This is a genomic window from Pseudomonas sp. NPDC090203 (genome assembly GCF_044746765.1).
GTDB lineage: Bacteria > Pseudomonadota > Gammaproteobacteria > Pseudomonadales > Pseudomonadaceae > Aquipseudomonas > Aquipseudomonas putida_AD.
Window position 1 is genome coordinate 339744 of sequence record NZ_JBIVCV010000002.1, and the last position, 17117, is coordinate 356860.

At 61.0% G+C, this 17117-nt stretch carries 18 protein-coding genes; 10 read left to right on the top strand and 8 right to left on the bottom strand.

The window, feature by feature from the left end; translation table 11 throughout:
* The 3 genes from ACIPO9_RS04445 to gpmI form a co-directional block, all read right to left on the bottom strand.
* Window positions 1-1338, bottom strand: coding sequence for a S41 family peptidase (locus ACIPO9_RS04445; protein WP_274133179.1), 1338 nt, complete (start codon window positions 1336-1338; stop codon window positions 1-3).
* A 30-nt stretch (window positions 1339-1368) separates the two neighbouring features.
* Window positions 1369-2682 (bottom strand): murein hydrolase activator EnvC family protein, encoded by a 1314-nt coding sequence (locus ACIPO9_RS04450; protein ID WP_400779055.1) that lies wholly within the window; start codon window positions 2680-2682, stop codon window positions 1369-1371.
* A 139-nt stretch (window positions 2683-2821) separates the two neighbouring features.
* Entirely contained in the window at window positions 2822-4357 is a 1536-nt protein-coding gene (gene gpmI, locus ACIPO9_RS04455) for a 2,3-bisphosphoglycerate-independent phosphoglycerate mutase (protein WP_400779057.1), read from the bottom strand.
* Between the two features lie 199 nt (window positions 4358-4556).
* Here gpmI and ACIPO9_RS04460 point away from each other — a divergent pair, with 199 nt between their 5' ends.
* From ACIPO9_RS04460 to secB, 3 genes are read left to right on the top strand one after another with little or no spacing between them, the layout of a single operon-like run.
* Window positions 4557-4970 carry a rhodanese-like domain-containing protein gene (locus ACIPO9_RS04460; protein WP_274133175.1) on the top strand — a complete coding sequence of 138 codons (414 nt, stop codon included), beginning with the start codon at window positions 4557-4559 and terminating at the stop codon, window positions 4968-4970.
* Window position 4971: 1 nt separating this feature from the next.
* A complete protein-coding gene (grxC, locus tag ACIPO9_RS04465) occupies window positions 4972-5226 on the top strand; it encodes a glutaredoxin 3 (protein ID WP_274133174.1) in 255 nt (84 codons plus the stop codon).
* A 39-nt stretch (window positions 5227-5265) separates the two neighbouring features.
* Window positions 5266-5757, top strand: coding sequence for a protein-export chaperone SecB (gene secB, locus ACIPO9_RS04470; protein ID WP_274133173.1), 492 nt, complete (start codon window positions 5266-5268; stop codon window positions 5755-5757).
* Between the two features lie 290 nt (window positions 5758-6047).
* Here secB and trmL read toward each other — a convergent pair whose 3' ends face one another.
* The gene (trmL, locus tag ACIPO9_RS04475; protein WP_274133172.1) at window positions 6048-6503 is read right to left on the bottom strand and encodes a tRNA (uridine(34)/cytosine(34)/5-carboxymethylaminomethyluridine(34)-2'-O)-methyltransferase TrmL; all 456 of its coding nucleotides are present in this window, start codon (window positions 6501-6503) and stop codon (window positions 6048-6050) included.
* Between trmL and ACIPO9_RS04480 the strand changes: the two genes are divergently transcribed.
* Window positions 6502-6942, top strand: a complete 441-nt coding sequence (locus ACIPO9_RS04480; RefSeq protein WP_274133171.1) for a hypothetical protein — start codon at window positions 6502-6504, stop codon at window positions 6940-6942. The genes trmL and ACIPO9_RS04480 overlap by 2 nt on opposite strands.
* 386 nt (window positions 6943-7328) lie before the next feature.
* Here ACIPO9_RS04480 and tauD read toward each other — a convergent pair whose 3' ends face one another.
* From tauD to tauA, 4 genes are all read right to left on the bottom strand, one after another.
* On the bottom strand, window positions 7329-8162 hold the full coding sequence (gene tauD / locus ACIPO9_RS04485) for a taurine dioxygenase (protein ID WP_274133170.1): 834 nt from the start codon (window positions 8160-8162) through the stop codon (window positions 7329-7331).
* Between the two features lie 60 nt (window positions 8163-8222).
* Entirely contained in the window at window positions 8223-9068 is an 846-nt protein-coding gene (gene tauC, locus ACIPO9_RS04490) for a taurine ABC transporter permease TauC (RefSeq protein WP_274133169.1), read from the bottom strand.
* On the bottom strand, window positions 9065-9856 hold the full coding sequence (tauB, locus tag ACIPO9_RS04495) for a taurine ABC transporter ATP-binding subunit (protein WP_400779059.1): 792 nt from the start codon (window positions 9854-9856) through the stop codon (window positions 9065-9067). The genes tauC and tauB overlap by 4 nt, the downstream gene beginning before the upstream one ends.
* Window positions 9857-9985: 129 nt before the next feature.
* Window positions 9986-10963: a taurine ABC transporter substrate-binding protein gene (gene tauA, locus ACIPO9_RS04500; RefSeq protein ID WP_400779061.1), complete on the bottom strand. Its 978-nt coding sequence runs from the start codon at window positions 10961-10963 to the stop codon at window positions 9986-9988.
* A 777-nt stretch (window positions 10964-11740) separates the two neighbouring features.
* On the opposite strand from tauA, the gene ACIPO9_RS04505 reads away from it, so the two are divergent.
* From ACIPO9_RS04505 to ACIPO9_RS04530, 6 genes are all read left to right on the top strand, one after another.
* Window positions 11741-13120 (top strand): OprD family porin, encoded by a 1380-nt coding sequence (locus ACIPO9_RS04505; RefSeq protein ID WP_274133166.1) that lies wholly within the window; start codon window positions 11741-11743, stop codon window positions 13118-13120.
* Window positions 13121-13263: 143 nt separating this feature from the next.
* Window positions 13264-13902, top strand: coding sequence for a peroxiredoxin (locus tag ACIPO9_RS04510; RefSeq protein ID WP_274133164.1), 639 nt, complete (start codon window positions 13264-13266; stop codon window positions 13900-13902).
* A 351-nt stretch (window positions 13903-14253) separates the two neighbouring features.
* A complete protein-coding gene (locus tag ACIPO9_RS04515) occupies window positions 14254-15219 on the top strand; it encodes a sulfonate ABC transporter substrate-binding protein (protein WP_400779063.1) in 966 nt (321 codons plus the stop codon).
* A 27-nt stretch (window positions 15220-15246) separates the two neighbouring features.
* Window positions 15247-16035: an aliphatic sulfonate ABC transporter permease SsuC gene (gene ssuC, locus ACIPO9_RS04520; protein WP_400605887.1), complete on the top strand. Its 789-nt coding sequence runs from the start codon at window positions 15247-15249 to the stop codon at window positions 16033-16035.
* Window positions 16032-16841 (top strand): aliphatic sulfonates ABC transporter ATP-binding protein, encoded by an 810-nt coding sequence (gene ssuB / locus ACIPO9_RS04525; protein ID WP_274133158.1) that lies wholly within the window; start codon window positions 16032-16034, stop codon window positions 16839-16841. The genes ssuC and ssuB overlap by 4 nt, the downstream gene beginning before the upstream one ends.
* A 51-nt stretch (window positions 16842-16892) precedes the next feature.
* Window positions 16893-17108, top strand: a complete 216-nt coding sequence (locus ACIPO9_RS04530) for a molybdopterin-binding protein (protein WP_062379390.1) — start codon at window positions 16893-16895, stop codon at window positions 17106-17108.
* The last annotated feature ends 9 nt before the right edge of the window (window positions 17109-17117 follow it).

Consider the following 17117-nt stretch of genomic DNA (forward strand, 5'->3'; position numbering starts at 1 on the left):
TCAATTGCCGCGTGTCACACTCAATCCCTTGAGCAGGCTCAGGGCCTGGTTCAACTGGTAATCGTCGTCCTGCGGACGCGCCTTGCCAGCCTTGGATTTGGTGGTCGGTTTGTCCGCACCGCCGTTGCCGTTGCCCAGGTGGCCGAGCAGGTCGGCTTCCTTGTAGTTCTCGCCATCGGCTTCGGTGGTGAGCTTGCCACGTTTGACTTCGATGTCCGGGATGATGCCCTGGGCCTGGATCGAGCGGCCGTTCGGCGTGAAGTACAGCGCCGTGGTGATCTTCAGGGCGCGGTCGTTGGCCAGTGGCAGCACGGTCTGCACCGAGCCCTTGCCGAACGAGTCGGTGCCCATCAGGATGCCGCGTTTCTGGTCCTGCAGGGCGCCGGCAACGATCTCGGACGCCGAGGCACTGCCGCCGTTGATCAGCACCACCAGTGGCGCGCCTTCGCTGGCGTCGGCAGGGTCTGCCGAGAAGCGCAGTTCGGAATTGGCGATACGGCCCTTGGTGTAGACGATCAGGCCCTTGGTCAGGAAATGGTCGGCGACTTCGACTGCCGCCTGCAGCACCCCGCCCGGGTTGTTGCGCAAGTCCAGGATCAGGCCGTTCATCTTCTTGCCGTTGTCCTTGCGCAGCTTGGCCAGCGCCTTGCCCACTTCCTCGCCGGTTTTCACCTGGAACTGGGTGATGCGGATGTAGCCGTAGCCAGGCTCGAGCATCTGCGACTTCACGCTCTTGACCTGAATGGTCGCGCGGGCCAGCGTCACGTCGAACGGGTTGCCGCCGTCGCGCACCAGCGTCAGGGTGATCTTCTCGCCGATCTTGCCGCGCATCTTGTCGACCGCTTCCTGCATGGTCTGACCCTGGGTCGGCGCGCCGTTGATCTTGACGATCAGGTCGCCCGCCTCGATGCCGGCCTTGGAAGCCGGGGTGTCATCGATCGGCGAGACGACCTTGATGAAGCCGTCCTCGACGCCCACTTCGATGCCCAGGCCGCCGAATTCGCCACTGGTGCTTTCCTGCAGCTCCTGGAAGTCTTCCGGGCCCAGGTAGGCCGAGTGCGGGTCAAGGTTGCTGAGCATGCCCTTGATGGCGTTTTCCAGCAGGGTCTTGTCATCCACCGGCTCGACGTACGCGGCCTTGATCCGGTCCATCACCTCGGCGAAGGTACGCAGCTCGTCGAGCGGCAGCGGCGCCTTGAGGTTCGCGGCGTTGGCAGGCGCGGATGCAGCAGCGGCAGGCGTCGCAGCGGGGGCGGCACCGGCGGCCATGGCCTGCGGAGCACCGATAACCACGGCGATGGTCAGGGCCAGCGAGGTGAGGCGGGACGAAAACGGCATCTCTTACGAACTCCTGAGTGAGGCGTCGACTTATCCTTGAGTGCGACACCATTGGGCCGGATCACTTGGGCGACCCTGCTGACGAATAGCGAAATACAGCGCCGGAGTGTCCTGACCGCCACCACTGTTGCCCACAGTGGCGATCGCTTCCCCGGCTTTTACAACGTCCCCAGCTTCCTTCAACAGACTCTGGTTGTGACCGTACAGACTCAAATAACCGTTGCCGTGGTCGAGAATGACCAGAAGCCCGGCCCCACGCAACCAGTCGGCGAAGACCACGCGACCACCATGCACAGCGTGCACCTGGCTGCCGGCAGAGGCGCTGATCATCACGCCATCCCACTTGGTCCGCTCGTCATCGCCGCGGGTTTCCCCGAAGCGCGCCAACAATCGACCATCGACAGGCCAGGGAAGTTTTCCCTTTGCCGCTTCAAATGCGCCACCAAATGACTGACCGGCGCTGGAAACCAGTGCGCCGGGGGCCCTTGTCGGCTTGCGCGGCGCTTCATCGCTGTCATCCTTGCCACGGCTTTTGGCCAGGGCTTCCTGTTGCTCACGCTGGCGCTTCTCGGCTTCCTGCTGGGCCAGGAGCGCTTTCTGACGCGCCTCTTCGGCTTCGCGGGCCTGACGGGCCAGGGTTTCTTCGATGGTCTTGAGGACTTTAGTCAGGTCTGCCTGATCCTGCTGGCGGGCCTGCAGTTTCTGATCACGGGCCTTGTAGTCCTGGTTCAGCTTGGCCAGCGCCACCTGGCGCTCCTGGCGCACGGTGTCGAGCTGGGCTTTCTGGTCGTCCAGCGTGCTCTTCTGCACCAACAGCTGCGCCTGTTGCAGGTCGATGTCTTTTTCGACTTCGGCCAACTGGCGCAGGGTTTCGTTGAAGGTGCGCAATTGCGCAAGACGTGCCTGGCTCAGGTAATCGTAATAGGTGAGCGTGCGGGCGAATTTTTCGGGGTTCTGCTGGTTGAGCAGCAGTTTGAGGTATTCCTGGCGGCCATTCTGGTAGGCGGCGCGGGCCTGTATCGCAATCAGCCGTTGTTGTTCAACGCGTGCGCTCTGGAGTTTTTTTTTCTCCTGATCGAGCCTTTGCAGCTCGCTTTCACTCTTTTTTAGTTCCTTTTGCAGGGCCTCCACCTGCTTTTCCAGCTTGCCCATCTCGGTTTCAGTGGCCCGCAGATCCTTCTGGACCCCGGATTTTTCTTCCTGCAACTGGCCCAGGGCCTTTTTCAGCTCGGTGATGTCCTGACGCGTGGCATCGAGCTGTTTCTGGGTTTGTGCGCGCTCATCGTCGGCGAAGGCCGGATTGAGCAGACAAATCAAGGCAAGGGCGATCAGGGCGCGGAGCATGGGGTTGGGCGATACCAGGAGTGAAGACGGGCTTAGTATGCCCGCCGATGGCGGCAAAAAAAACGCTCCGGGAGCGCGGCTTTCAGACATTTCATACAAAAACCGGCCTGTACGCGATGACAGGCCGGTGATTTGCGTCTTACTTGGCGACCAGAATCGAGGTGCCGGTCATTTCTTTCGGAATGTCCAGGCCCATCAGGGTCAGCATGGTCGGTGCAACGTCAGCCAGAACACCGCCTTCGCGCACTTTGAGATCACGCTTGCCGACATAGACAAACGGCACCGGCTCAGTGGTGTGCGCGGTGTGCGCCTGGCCGGTGGTGTCGTCGGTCATCTGTTCGACGTTGCCGTGGTCAGCGGTGATCAGTGCTTCGCCGCCGACCTTCTCCAGGGCTTCGGTGATGCGGCCAACGCACACGTCCAGGCATTCAACGGCCTTGACCGCTGCTTCCATGATCCCGCTGTGGCCAACCATGTCGCCGTTGGCGTAGTTGACGACGATCACGTCATAACGCTGGTTTTCGATGGCGTCGACGATCTTGTCGGTGACTTCCGGCGCGCTCATTTCTGGCTGCAGGTCGTAGGTCGCGACTTTCGGCGAAGGAATCAGGATGCGCTCTTCGCCTTCGAACGGCTCTTCGCGGCCACCGGAGAAGAAGAACGTCACGTGGGCGTATTTTTCAGTTTCGGCGATGCGCAGCTGGGTCTTGCCGTTTTTCGCCAGGTACTCGCCCAGCACGTTCTCCAGGCTGCCAGCGGCGAAGGCCGACGGCGCTGGGATGTTGGCGGCGTACTGGGTCAGCATGACGTAGCCGGCCAGTTTTGGCTGGCGGGCGCGGGCGAAGTCCTTGAAATCGTCTTCGACGAAAACGCGGGTCAGTTCGCGGGCGCGGTCGGCGCGGAAGTTCATGAACACTACGGCGTCGCCGTCTTCGACCTTCACCTGGTCGCCGATGCTGGTGGCCTTGACGAATTCGTCGTTCTCGCCACGCTCGTAGGCAGCGTCCAGCGCGGCCTTGGTGGTGGCGGCCTGGAATTCGGACTTGCCGTCAACGATCAGGTTGTAGGCGGACTCGACGCGATCCCAGCGGTTGTCGCGGTCCATGGCGAAGTAACGACCAATGATGGTTGCAGTACGGCCCTTGCCCAGGCGCTTGTAGGCCGCTTCCATGGTTTCGAGGTACTGGTGCGCGCTGCGAGGCGGCGTGTCGCGGCCGTCGAGGAAGGCGTGCAGGTAGATCTTGTCGGCGCCACGCTTGACGGCCAGTTCGACCATGGCCACCAGGTGGTCTTCATGGCTGTGAACGCCACCATCGGACAGCAGGCCCATGATGTGCACGGCCTTGCCCGCACCCACGGCCTTGTCCACGGCAGCACAGATGGTCGGGTTCTCGAAGAACTCGCCGTCGCGGATCGCCTTGGTCACGCGGGTGAAGTCCTGATACACCACGCGGCCGGCACCCAGGTTCATGTGGCCGACTTCAGAGTTGCCCATCTGGCCGTCAGGCAGGCCGACGTCCATCCCGGAACCGGAGATCAGGCCGTTGGGCATGGTCTTGTACAGACGGTCGAACACCGGCATCTTCGCGGCGTAGACAGCGTTGCCTTCGTGGCTGTCGCTGTGACCGAAGCCGTCCAGGATGATCAGAACCAGAGGTTTAGGCGTGGTAGTCATGAATCCCACTCTTGGCTAAAAGGTGAAGGAGAAGAAAAGATCGACATTCTAGGGGCTGTTGCCGTCCCAGTGCGAGTGGCCGTGTTGAAAGGACAGCAGACCCGCCAGCGGGTTCAAATACCGCGACCGCCGTACGGGCTTTGGCCCACCTTGGGGGCTGTGTATACTGGCCGGCATTTTAACGCCCTGGAACCTAATGATGGTCGAGCACCTGATTGCATTTGCAACTAACCACTATCTGATCTCTGGCGCTTTCGTCATCCTGCTGGCACTGCTGATCGCCACCGAGCTGAGCAAGGGCGGCAAGAGCCTCTCCACTGGCGAGCTGACCGCGTTGGTCAACCGCGACGAAGCCGTGGTCATCGACGTGCGCGCCAAGAAGGAATACGCCACCGGCCACATCGTCGGTTCGCTGAACTTCCCGCAAGACAAGGTCATGACCCGTACCGCCGAGCTTGAGAAGTACAAGGCCAAGACGCTGATTATCGTCGATGCTGCCGGCCAGCACGCCGGTCACGTGGCGCGCGAGCTGCTCAAGGCCGGTTTCAAGGCTGCCAAGTTGTCGGGCGGCGTTTCGTCGTGGCGCGGCGACAACCTGCCGCTGGTGAAGTGACATGGCCAACGTCGTCGTCTACTCCAGCGATTATTGCCCTTACTGCTCGCGCGCCAAGTCGCTGCTGGCGAGCAAGAAAGTCGACTTCGAAGAGATCAAGGTCGACGGCAAGCCTCAGGTTCGTGCAGAAATGATCAAAAAGGCCGGACGCACGTCGGTGCCGCAGATCTGGATCGGTTCGGTCCATGTCGGCGGCTGCGACGACCTGTTCGCCCTGGAACGCGCTGGCAAGCTCGACGCCTTGTTGAGCGCCTGATTTCGAAACCTACAAGACCTTAAAAGAGAAGGATCTGAAATGACCGACGAAACCAACAACGGCGCCACTTCCAACGAAGAAGCTCCACAGTTTTCCCTGCAGCGCATCTACGTGCGTGACCTGTCCTTCGAAGCGCCGAAAAGCCCGGCGATCTTCCGTCAGGAGTGGACTCCAAGCGTCAGCCTGGACCTGAACACCCGTCAGAAGCAGCTCGAAGGTGATTTCTTCGAAGTGGTACTGACCCTGTCGGTTGAAGTGAAGAACGGCGAAGAAATCGCCTTCATCGCTGAAGTCCAGCAAGCCGGTATCTTCCTGATCAAGGGTCTGGACGCGGCTTCCATGAGCCACACCCTGGGCGCGTTCTGCCCGAACATCCTGTTCCCGTACGCTCGCGAGACTATCGACAGCCTGGTCGTCCGTGGTTCGTTCCCCGCGCTGATGCTGGCCCCGGTCAACTTCGACGCCCTGTACGCGCAAGAGCTGCAGCGCATGCAGGAAGCTGGCGAGACTCCGGCGCCGACTGTTCAGTAAGGTTTTGCTGGATGGATGAAAAAAGCGCCTGTGATGGGCGCTTTTTTTGGCTTGGGATTCTTACCTTGATGCCCTTCGGGCCTGGTCGCGGGCAAGCGCGCTCCTACATTTGTTGCAACGTGCCATGGTCTGATAGACCGCGTTGGTAGCCTTGGTGCCAGACCGCAGACCGCAGACCGCTTGAAGGCTGGCAACACGGTCTCTCAGATGCGGCACGTTGCAAAAAATGTAGGAGCGCGCTTGCCCGCGATAGCGCCCGCAGGGCATCCATGTAGCGATCTCACGCCTGACTATTTGAACCCCAACTGCCGCCAACCCTCATAAACCGCCACAGCCACCGTGTTGGACAGGTTCAAACTACGGCACCCTTCACGCATCGGCAGGCGCAGGCGTTGCTCGCTTGAGAGCGGATCGAGCACTTCAGGCGGCAGGCCGCGGCTTTCCGGGCCGAACAGGAAGGCGTCGCCTTCGGCGAAGGCCACATCGTGAAAAGGCTTCGAACCCTTTGTGGTAAAAGCGAACAGGCGCGGGTGGCCGATGCTTTCCAGGCAGCTGGCAAGGTCTGCGTGGCGGTGCAGTGTGGCGTATTCGTGGTAATCCAGGCCCGCGCGGCGCAGGCGCTTGTCATCGAGCTCGAAGCCCAGTGGCTCGATCAAATGCAGGCTGCAGCCGCTGTTGGCGCAGAGCCTGATGATATTGCCGGTATTCGGCGGAATTTCTGGTTGAAAAAGGATCACGTGAAACATGCACGGCTCCGAACAAAAGGACGGGATGCATTCTACCCCCATCGATGACCCGAGACCGAAGCTGTGGCGGCGGTTTTTGGGGTCTATCGCGATATTCGGCGTCATGGTGGGGCTGATGGTCGGTCGGCTGACCACCCCGGACCCCATTGCGCTGCAGCAGATCGAAGCACTGCCCGATGGCGTCGCGGTGTGGTTCAACCGTGAGCCGCAGTTGCATGGCGAGATGATCGATGGCGCGGTTGCGCTGCTGTTCAACGCCCAGGGCCAGGCGCAGCAAGGCGCGCTCAAGCTCAACGGCAAGGATGTGCGCTGGCGGGTACGTAAGAGTGATAAGGGATTGTTGCTGAACCTGCTGGCGGCCCGTCCGTTGCGCGGTGAGTGGCACGGCGCAACCCAGGACGGGCGCTGGAGACTCCAGGTGAGTCTCCGGGAGGAATAAAAGAGGGGATTCCCCGGCCTGCCTGTACCAAGGTCCCCAAAACTGGTGATGCTTAACCTATTGCAGCGTGCGTGCCAGTTTTGAGAAATCGTGACGAGGAATGTCGAAAATCATTCGCGAGGCCTTGAAACAGGGGCATTTGGGCCAGGTTTTCCGGGACTGGCCGCTTTCTGGTGTCGAACCGGGGTTCGGATCTGGCTATTTGTTGATCGGTTTTGCACGCTATTCGCGCATTTCTGGGGCCTTGGGGGCCAAAGTGATGCACGGCGCCGCATATACCCCGTAGCAGCACGGCTTGCCGGCGGGAGCGGTGGATCAGGCGACTTCTTCGTCACAGACACACCGCTCCCGCCGGCAAGCCGTGCTGCTACGGTAGCGTGGTGCTTCTAGAACGGCACATCCCCCAGAATCGTTGCGCGGTGCATCACCCGCCGCTGCGGCCGGTAGTCGTCCACGGCGTAATGCTGGGTGACGCGGTTGTCCCACATCGCCACGTCGTTTTCCTGCCAGCGCCAGCGGATGGTGAACTCCGGCCGTGTGGCGTGGGCGAACAGCAATTTCAGGATCGCCTCGCTTTCAGCCGGTTCCAGTTCGTTGATCCGGGTGGTGAAACCGTCGTTGACGAACAGCGCCTTGCGCCCGCTCACCGGGTGGGTGCGAATCACCGGGTGCGACAGCGGCGGGTTCTTGCGTCGGGTTTCCTCCCAGCGCGCCAGGTCCTCGGCGGTGCTGCCAAAGCGCTCCAGCGGGAAGGAGCGGGTGAAGTCGTGAGTCGCGGTCAAGCCGTCGAGCAGGTTTTGCAAGGGGCTCGACAGCGCCTCGAACGCGGCGATGCCACTGGCCCACAAGGTGTCGCCGCCGAACGCAGGCAACTGCTTGGCACTCAACACCGCGCCCATTGCCGGGGTCGGCAGGAAGGTCACGTCGGTGTGCCAGATGGCGTTGTCGCGCACGTCGGTCAGGGCGGTGTCGAGCACCATCACTTCCGGCTGCTCGGCCACGTTGGGGTAGATCGGGTGGACGTGCAGGTCGCCGAAGTTGGCGGCAAAGCGCGCCTGCTGGCGGGGCGTGACCGGCTGATCGCGAAAGAACAGCACCTGATAAGTCAGCAATGCCTGTTCGATGGCGTTGCGCTGTTCGGCGGTCAAGTCCCGGCTCAGGTCCACGCCGCTGATTTGCGCGCCCAATGCAGCGCTGATCGGGGTGATATGAAGGCTCATGATGATCTCTTGGTTCGGCGCCGATGTGCCGGCGTGGTCAGTGTTGTAAAGGGCGTCAGCTCAGTGGTTCTGCCCGTGCCAGGGCACCAGCTTGCGTTGCAGGGCGCGCAGGCCCATCTCCAGGGCAAAGGCGATCAGTGCGATGACCAGGATCCCCAGCACCACCACATCGGTGACCAGGAACTGCGCCGCTGACTGCACCATGAAGCCTAGGCCGCTGGTGGCGGCGATCAGTTCGGCGGCCACCAGGGTTGACCAGCCCACGCCCAGACCGATGCGCACGCCGGTCAGGATGTCGGGCAGGGCGCTGGGCAGGATCACGTGGCGAATCAATTGCCAGCGAGTGGCGCCCAACGATTGCGCGGCGCGAAGCTTGGCGCTGTCGACAGTGCGCACGCCTGTCGCGGTGGCGATGGCAATCGGCGCGAAGATCGCCAGATAAATCAGCAGCACCTTGGAGAATTCGCCGATACCGCACCAGATCACGATCAGCGGCAGGTAGGCCAGTGGCGGAATCGGGCGATAGAACTCGATCAGCGGATCGAAGATGCCGCGGGCGATGCGGTTGTGGCCGATGGCGATGCCCACCGGAATCGCCGTCAGCACCGCAGCGCCCAAGGCCAGGCCGATGCGTTGCAGGCTGGCGCCCAGATGCTGCCACAGGGTGGAATCCATGTAGCCTTTGGTCATCAACAGCCAGGCCTTTTCCAGCACGGCCGAGGGCGGCGGCAGAAACAGCGGCTCGACCCATTCGAAAGCGGTCACCAGCCACCAACTGCCCAGCAGGACAAGCAGCGTCAACACGCTGATGGCGCGAGTACTCAGGTTCAGGCGCTTTGACGCAACCTTGGCCGAGGTGGGCGTGGCGAGGGTTTCGCCCGCCTGGGTGGACTGAAACTGGCTCATGCGCGTTGCTCCACGGTGGCCTGGCGTTGGGAAAACACCCCAGCCAGCACGTGCTCGCGGGTTTCGATGAATTTCGGATCGGACTTGATCGCCCGCGCCGACTCGCCTGCGCCATAGCGCTGGCCGAAATCCAGTTTCAGGTGCTCGACGATCTGGCCCGGATTGGGCGCCAGCAGGATCAGGTCGGTGGCGAGGAAAACCGCTTCCTCGATGTCGTGAGTAATCAGGAACACCGGCTTGGCGCTGCGTTGCCAGACTTGCAGCAGCAACTCCTGCATCTGTTCCCGGGTGAAGGCGTCCAGCGCGCCAAAAGGCTCGTCCATCAGCAGCACTCGCGGATCGGCGGCCAGTGCACGGGCCAGGCCGACGCGCTGCTTTTGCCCGCCTGACAGTTGCCAGACGCGGCGCTTCTCGAAACCCGCAAGGTCAACCAGTGCCAGCATTTCCCGCGCCTTGGCTTCGCGCTGTGCTCGCGGTACACCTGCCAGCTCAAGGCCGAAGGCCACGTTGGCCAGCACGTCTTGCCAGGGCAGCAGGGCGTCGTCCTGAAACACCACGCCGCGCTCGGCACTCGGGCCTTTGACCGGAACGCCATCCAGGGTGATGCGCCCGGCACTGGGCTCGACGAAACCTGCGATCAGATTCAACAGCGAAGTCTTGCCGCTGCCCGAAGGACCCAGCGCGACCAGCAACTGCTGCGGGCCCAGGCTCAACGAAATATCCGACAGCACGGGGCTGGCCGCGCCGGGATACTGTGCGCTGATGCGCGCAAGGTTCAACAAGGCCATGGCAATGACTCCGGTCGGTTGATAGGCGGGATTCGGGTGTTCCCCGATATGTGTTCGGCTCGATCCCTGTAGGAGCGCGCTTGCCCGCGACGGCGATCTCAAGGACGCCCCCGCCGGCAAGCCCTGCTGCTACTGGGTAACGAACCTGGCGCTGACGTACGGGGTGTAGTCCGCCAGTACCGCATCGACCTTGCCCTGCTCCTTGAGGAAGGCGGCGGTCTTGCCGATGGCTTCGGTGGTCGGCGCGCCCAGTTCCTTCACTTGATCGCCGGCCAGCGGGTAGACGTTGCCCTGCAGCAGGCCCGGGATGTCGGCGGCCTTGGCGCCGGAGAGGGTCACCAGCTTGTCGACGTTCTTGCCGTTGGCGAGCCAGGCGGCGGGATCCTTGCGGTAGTCGGCGTAGGCATCAAGGGTGGTCTTGGCGAAGGCTTTGACCAGGTCAGGATGCTTGTCGGCGAAGTCCTTGCGCACGATCCAGGCATCGAAGGTCGGTGCGCCGAGCCTGGCCAGTTCGCCGGACGTAATCAGCACCTTGCCGGTTTCCTTGGCCACGCCCAGTGCCGGGTCCCAGACGTAGGTGGCGTCGATGTCGCCGCGCTGCCAGGCCGCTGCGATGGCAGGCGGCGCAAGGTTGAGGATGGTTACCTTGGACGGGTCGATGTTCCAGTGTTTCAACGCCGCCAGCAGGCTGTAGTGGCCGGTGGACACGAAAGGCACGGCGATCTTCTTGCCGATCAGATCCTGCGGGCTGTTGATCCCTGAGCCATTGCGCGCCACCAGCGCTTCGGCGGCGCCAATCTGGGTTGCGATCAGGAACGTCTCGACCGGCAGCTTGCGGGTGGCTGCGGCCGTCAGCGGGCTGGAGCCCAGGTAGCCGATCTGCACGTCGCCCGAAGCGATGGCGGTGATGACATCCGCGCCGTTGTCGAATTTGCGCCAGGCGATCTTCGAGCCGGTGGCTTTTTCATAGGCGCCGTCGGCCTGCGCGACTTTCGCCGGATCCACGGTGGTCTGGTAGGCGACGGTGAAGTCGGCCGCCTGGGCAATCAAGGCAGAGCCTGCCAGCGACAGGGCTGCGAGCAGACGAAGAGGGTTGGGCAGTTTCATGGTGGGGCTCCGAATCAAGGCAGACCGTGGCTGATGATGTGGAGCGTAAATGATCTAAGAAATGCGAAATAAATAACTTTTTTGCATGAGCTTAGAGATGAAAGGATGGTCGCGCAGGGCGCCTGTGCGGGGTGGTGCAGAAAATTACGACAGTAAGATGACCATTCATTGATCTGTCACATTTTCTAAATAAGATCTGCGCGCTTGCCCGAGGCGGGAGGGATCACGCCCACGCCATCCTGGATTTGAGTGGCGAATCAGCGTAGCCGGTTTTTGCCAGTTAACTGATGAGTTAATTCCACTTTCATCCAAAAAAGAGACGGACAGCAGGGTGACAACTGTAACAATCGGGTCTACCCATTTCTCAATTTCTTATTTTTCAGATAGTTACGTATTCGCTTCTCATCCTGTTTCACAACGAGACAGTGACTGAGCAGTCTGGTTCCGGTCGTACGATGTGCCGAAACCAATCGATCTGACGAACGGTTTAGAAATATTTTTTGGGAATTAGGTAAAGACGCCGATACACTCCGCAACGGACGGCTGAAACGGCTTGTGACATATAACTGTTTAGCATAAAAACAGACTCACAAAGTCTTTTTAGGTTTAAAGGATTTCCCTTACCTTGCAGCCAGCTGTTAGAGCGGTCTAGTCAATTAGTCTGAGGTCCATTGACTCACCGAGTCGGGTCCAGCGCTAATCGCGCATCCGCGGTCTTGAGCCAGTTGGCCATGACCAACGAACTACAAAAATTAGATTCAAGAGGAGCGAAACACAATGAAGAAGTCCACCCTGGCCTTGGCCGTATCTTTTGGTGTGATGGCCACTCAGGCTGGAGCAGCTGGTTTCCTGGAAGACAGCAAGGCAACCCTCAGTTCCCGTACCATGTATTTCGAAAACGACCTGCGTGAAGGCGTTCGTGCACAAGATCAGCGCGAAACCGCCGAAGGTCTGCTGTTCAACTTCATCTCCGGTTACACCCCGGGCACCGTCGGCTTCGGTCTGGACGTACAAGGCATGTACGGTATCCACCTGGGCGGCGGCATTGACCACCACACCAACACCACCGCGAACACCTTCTTCCCGACTGACACCGACGGTTCGTCCGTTGACAGCTGGTCGCGTCTGGGTGGCAACGTGAAAGCCAAGATCTCCAAGACCGAGCTGAAACTGGGTAACGCCCTGCAGCCGAACCTGCCGATCCTGGTTGCGAACGACGGTCGTCTGCTGCCACAAACCTTCGAAGGCGGCACCATCACTTCCAAGGAACTGGATGGCTGGACCTTCAACGCCGGTAAGCTGACCCACGCTGCTGGCCGTGCTTCAAGCAACTACGGCGGCCTGGCCGTTGCAGGCGGCACCGAAGACTCCAACAGCTTCACCTACGCCGGTGCTGACTGGAAAGTCACCAAAGACCTGACCCTGCAGGCTTACCACTCGCAGCTGGAAGACTACTACAAGCAGACTTTCCTGGGTCTGGTACACGTCTTCCCGATCGCTGACGACCAGTCGTTCAAGACTGACCTGCGCTACTTCGACAGCCGTTCCGACGGCAAGAACGGCGACGCTGGCTACCGCTTCAACAACAACGGTGGTTATGCCAAGAACGCTGGCGAAGTCGACAACAAAACCTGGTCGGCGATGTTCACTTACCAGTTGGGCGGCCATGCTCTGATGGTTGGTCACCAGGACGTGGGTGACGACGGCGGCTTCGTCTGGATGAACAACGGCAACATCACCAAAGACGGCACCGCAGCAACTCACGGTGAAGGCCTGGGTGGTTCGAGCTTCTACCTGTTCACCGACTCCATGATCGGTCAGTTCGCCCGTGCTGGTGAAACCACCAACTTCGGTCAGTACTCCTACGACTTCGCTCGTGTGGGTGTCCCTGGCCTGAAGGCTGCGATTGCCTACCTCAAAGGTACCAACATCAAGGCAACCAGCGGTGCAAACGTGGGTGACAGCTCCGAGTGGGAACGCGACATGCGTATCGACTACGTGTTCCAGGACGGTCCTCTGAAAGGCTTCGGCGCTACCCTGCGTCGTGCCAACTACCGTTCGAACTTCGACAACCACGGTACTGCTGCTCAGAACACCCGCATCTCCGATGCTGACCAGACTCGTCTGATCTTCAACTACACCTACGCTTTCAAATAAGCATTGGTCAGTTGAAAGAAACCCCGCTTCGGCGGGGTTTTTTATGCCCGAAAGATTTGACGCCATGGTTTTTCGGTCTTTTATTTTCAAAGGCCGCACAGGCACAGTAACCCGATAACTCACAGCCAAAGGAGCACGCTTGTATGGGACTGAAACTCGGCGACATCGCCCCGGACTTCGAACAGGATTCCAGCGAAGGGCGGATCAAATTCCACGAGTGGCTGGGCGGCAAGTGGGCGGTGCTGTTTTCGCACCCCGCCGATTTCACGCCAGTCTGCACCACCGAGCTGGGCTTTACCGCCAAACTCAAGGATGAATTCGAAAAGCGCAATGTGAAGGCCATTGCCCTGTCAGTGGACCCGGTCGACTCCCACATCAAGTGGATCGACGACATCAACACCACCCAGAACACCATCGTCAATTTCCCGATCCTGGCCGACGCCGACCGCAAGGTCTCCGAGCTGTACGACCTGATCCACCCCAACGCCAGCGAAACCCTGACCGTGCGCTCGTTGTTCGTGATCGACCCGAACAAGAAAGTGCGCCTGACCATCACCTACCCGGCCAGCACCGGCCGCAACTTCCACGAGATCCTGCGGGTGATCGATTCGCTGCAGTTGACCGACAACTACAAGGTCGCCACGCCTGCGAACTGGAAGGACGGTGAAGACGTCGTGATCGTGCCTTCGATCAAGGACGAGGCCGAGATCAAGGAACGCTTCCCCAAGGGCTACAAGGCCGTTACGCCGTACCTGCGCCTGACACCGCAGCCCAACCGCTGATCCATCCGTTTCAACCACGACATTCGGGCCGATTTATCGGCCCTTTTTTTGTCCGTGATTTCCAGGACACCACACTCCGTAGCAGCACGGCTTGCCGGCGGGGCGGTATGTCTGTGAAGAAGAAGTTGCCTGACACGCCGCCCCCGCCGGCAAGCCGTGCTGCTACGGTAACTTCGTATATTCAATCCAGTGCTAACCAAATGAATAAATATGATTTTAAAGAATAAAAAGCCCCTGTTAAGGTCTCTCCGTCCCGGCTAATACGCCGGCAATGAATCCCCATGACGCCTTACTCGTCCGCCATCGGCCAAGCAGGTGCAACCATAAATTGCTACAGCAAAGGAGCGTGCCATGAGCACAGTTATTTTGCGTCGAGGCCTGGTCGCTCTGTTTGCTGCGGCGGTGTCCTTCGGTGTCATCAGCCAGGCACAGGCCGATACCCTGCGCATCGGTTACCAGAAGTACGGCACGCTGGTGCTGCTCAAGGCCAAGGGGTCGCTTGAGAAGAAACTCGCAGACCAGGGCGTGCAAGTGCAATGGACCGAATTTCCCGGCGGCCCGCAACTGCTTGAAGGCCTGAATGTGGGCTCCATCGATTTCGGCGTGACCGGCGAAACTCCGCCTGTATTTGCCCAGGCCGCTGGCGCCGATCTGCTCTACGTGGCTTCCGAGCCGCCAGCGCCGACCAGCGAAGCGATTCTGGTGCCCAAGGATTCGCCCATTACCTCGGTCAAGGACCTCAAGGGCAAGAAAGTCGCCCTCAACAAAGGCTCCAACGTCCACTATCTGCTGGTGCGGGCCCTGGAAGAGGCCGGCCTCAAATACAGCGACATCCAGACCGTATTCCTGCCGCCCGCCGATGCCCGCGCCGCCTTCGAGCGTGGCAGCGTCGATGCCTGGGTGATCTGGGACCCGTACCAGGCCGCCGCCGAACAACAGTTGCAGGCCAAGACCCTGCGTGACGGCAAAGGCATCGTCGACAACAACCAGTTCTACCTGGCGACCAAACCCTACGCGCAACAGCATCCGAAAGTGATCCAGACGCTGATCGAAGAAGTGCGCGCCGTGGGCGAGTGGTCCAAGGCCAACCCGGATGAAGTCACCAAACAGGTTGCGCCGCTGCTGGGCCTGCCGGAAGACATCACCAGGACCTCGGTCAAGCGCCAGGGCTACGGGGCGCTGTTCATCACCCCTGAAACCATCGCCGCGCAACAGAAGATCGCCGACACCTTCTACCAACTGAAGTTGATCCCCAAACCGCTCAGCATCGCCGATGTGATCTGGACGCCACCCGCTGCCGTCGCGAAAGCGCAGTAAGCCCTGGCATTAAGAGGAGACAACTCCATGAGCGTGGAAAAAATCACTCACCGACTGGCGCCCTGGCTGCTCCCCGTCCTGTTGCTGGCCATCTGGCAACTGGCGGTGAGCGCCGGCTGGCTGTCAACGCGCATCCTGCCGGCGCCCAGCGCGGTGATTGAAGCTGGCGTGACCCTGGTGCGCAGCGGCGAGATCTGGACCCACCTGGCGATCAGCGGCTGGCGCGCAGCAATCGGCTTTGCCATCGGAGGCAGCATCGGCCTGACCCTGGGGTTCATCACCGGCCTGTCCAGATGGGGCGAGCGCCTGCTCGACAGCTCGGTGCAGATGATCCGCAATGTGCCGCACCTGGCGCTGATTCCTCTGGTGATCCTGTGGTTCGGCATCGACGAGAGCGCGAAGATTTTCCTGGTGGCCCTGGGAACCCTGTTCCCGATCTACCTGAACACCTACCACGGCATTCGCAACATCGATCCGGCCCTGGTGGAAATGTCCCGCAGCTACGGGCTGTCCGGTTTCTCGCTGTTCCGTCATGTGATCCTGCCGGGGGCGATGCCTTCGATCCTGGTCGGCGTGCGCTTTGCCCTGGGCTTCATGTGGCTGACGCTGATCGTCGCCGAAACCATCTCGGCAAGCTCGGGTATCGGTTATCTGGCGATGAACGCCCGCGAATTCCTGCAGACCGACGTGGTGGTACTGGCCATCGTTCTGTACGCCGTCCTCGGCAAACTGGCAGACCTCGCGGCGCGTGGTCTGGAGCGGGTCTGCCTGCGTTGGCACCCGGCGTATCAAGTGGCTAAGGGTGGTGCACGATGAGCAACCTTCAACAACCGGCAAACCTGCTGCGCGGCATTCCGCTGCAGGTCCGCAAGCTGAAGAAGACCTTCGGCTCGCGGGAAGTCCTCAAGGACATCGACCTGCACATTCCGGCCGGCCAGTTCGTGGCCGTGGTGGGTCGCAGCGGATGCGGCAAAAGTACTCTGTTGCGCTTGCTCGCAGGGCTGGACAAGCCCTCGGCGGGGCAACTGCTGGCAGGCACGGCGTCGCTGGCCGATGCGCGGGAAGACACCCGCCTGATGTTTCAGGAAGCGCGCCTGCTGCCGTGGAAAAAGATCATCGACAACGTAGGCCTGGGCCTCAGTGGCGACTGGCGCGGCAAGGCCCTGGAGGCGCTGGACGCCGTGGGCCTGGCCGAGCGCGCCGAGGAGTGGCCCGCTGCGCTGTCCGGTGGGCAGAAGCAGCGTGTGGCACTGGCCCGCGCATTGATCCACCAGCCGCGCCTGTTGCTGTTGGACGAGCCCCTCGGGGCGCTGGATGCCCTGACCCGTATCGAGATGCAGCAACTGATCGAGCGCCTGTGGCAGAAGCATGGCTTTACCGTGCTGCTGGTGACCCACGATGTCAGCGAAGCGGTGGCCATCGCCGACCGCGTGCTGCTGATCGAGGAGGGCCGCATTGGCCTGGACTTGCAGGTCGATCTGGCGCGCCCCAGAGCTCGTGGCTCCCATCGCCTGGCCACGCTGGAAACCGAAGTATTGAACCGCGTGCTGGCGCTTCCCGGCAGCCCGCCCGAACCTGAACCGACTTCACCCCTGCCCACGCAACTGCGCTGGGCCAACTGAATCCCGGCGCAATACTGCGCCCGGAACCGATCTCACAAAGGAAGCCATACCATGACAATCAAAGCCATCAACGTACGTAACCAGTTCAAAGGCACCATCAAGGAAATCGTTACCGGCGACGTACTGTCCGAAATCGACGTACAGACTGCATCGGGCATCGTCACTTCCGTCATCACCACGCGTTCCGTGAAGGAGCTTGAACTGGTGGTGGGCAGCGAAGTGATCGCCTTCGTGAAATCCACCGAGGTGTCGATCGCCAAGTTGTGATCGGTGCGT

Bases quoted from the DNA above. Each gene is read 5' to 3' on its own strand.
- ACIPO9_RS04505 (WP_274133166.1), top strand. From the start codon at position 11,741: ATGAAGAAGTCCACCCTGGCCTTGGCCGTATCTTTTGGTGTGATGGCC.
- ACIPO9_RS04445 (WP_274133179.1), bottom strand. From the start codon at position 1,338: ATGCCGTTTTCGTCCCGCCTCACCTCGCTGGCCCTGACCATCGCCGTG.
- ACIPO9_RS04530 (WP_062379390.1), top strand. From the start codon at position 16,893: ATGACAATCAAAGCCATCAACGTACGTAACCAGTTCAAAGGCACCATC.
- gpmI (WP_400779057.1), bottom strand. From the start codon at position 4,357: ATGACTACCACGCCTAAACCTCTGGTTCTGATCATCCTGGACGGCTTC.
- ACIPO9_RS04515 (WP_400779063.1), top strand. From the start codon at position 14,254: ATGAGCACAGTTATTTTGCGTCGAGGCCTGGTCGCTCTGTTTGCTGCG.
- tauC (WP_274133169.1), bottom strand. From the start codon at position 9,068: ATGAGCCAGTTTCAGTCCACCCAGGCGGGCGAAACCCTCGCCACGCCC.
- ACIPO9_RS04450 (WP_400779055.1), bottom strand. From the start codon at position 2,682: ATGCTCCGCGCCCTGATCGCCCTTGCCTTGATTTGTCTGCTCAATCCG.
- trmL (WP_274133172.1), bottom strand. From the start codon at position 6,503: ATGTTTCACGTGATCCTTTTTCAACCAGAAATTCCGCCGAATACCGGC.
- ACIPO9_RS04510 (WP_274133164.1), top strand. From the start codon at position 13,264: ATGGGACTGAAACTCGGCGACATCGCCCCGGACTTCGAACAGGATTCC.
- secB (WP_274133173.1), top strand. From the start codon at position 5,266: ATGACCGACGAAACCAACAACGGCGCCACTTCCAACGAAGAAGCTCCA.
- grxC (WP_274133174.1), top strand. From the start codon at position 4,972: ATGGCCAACGTCGTCGTCTACTCCAGCGATTATTGCCCTTACTGCTCG.
- ssuC (WP_400605887.1), top strand. From the start codon at position 15,247: ATGAGCGTGGAAAAAATCACTCACCGACTGGCGCCCTGGCTGCTCCCC.
- tauD (WP_274133170.1), bottom strand. From the start codon at position 8,162: ATGAGCCTTCATATCACCCCGATCAGCGCTGCATTGGGCGCGCAAATC.
- ACIPO9_RS04460 (WP_274133175.1), top strand. From the start codon at position 4,557: ATGGTCGAGCACCTGATTGCATTTGCAACTAACCACTATCTGATCTCT.
- ssuB (WP_274133158.1), top strand. From the start codon at position 16,032: ATGAGCAACCTTCAACAACCGGCAAACCTGCTGCGCGGCATTCCGCTG.
- tauB (WP_400779059.1), bottom strand. From the start codon at position 9,856: ATGGCCTTGTTGAACCTTGCGCGCATCAGCGCACAGTATCCCGGCGCG.
- tauA (WP_400779061.1), bottom strand. From the start codon at position 10,963: ATGAAACTGCCCAACCCTCTTCGTCTGCTCGCAGCCCTGTCGCTGGCA.
- ACIPO9_RS04480 (WP_274133171.1), top strand. From the start codon at position 6,502: ATGCACGGCTCCGAACAAAAGGACGGGATGCATTCTACCCCCATCGAT.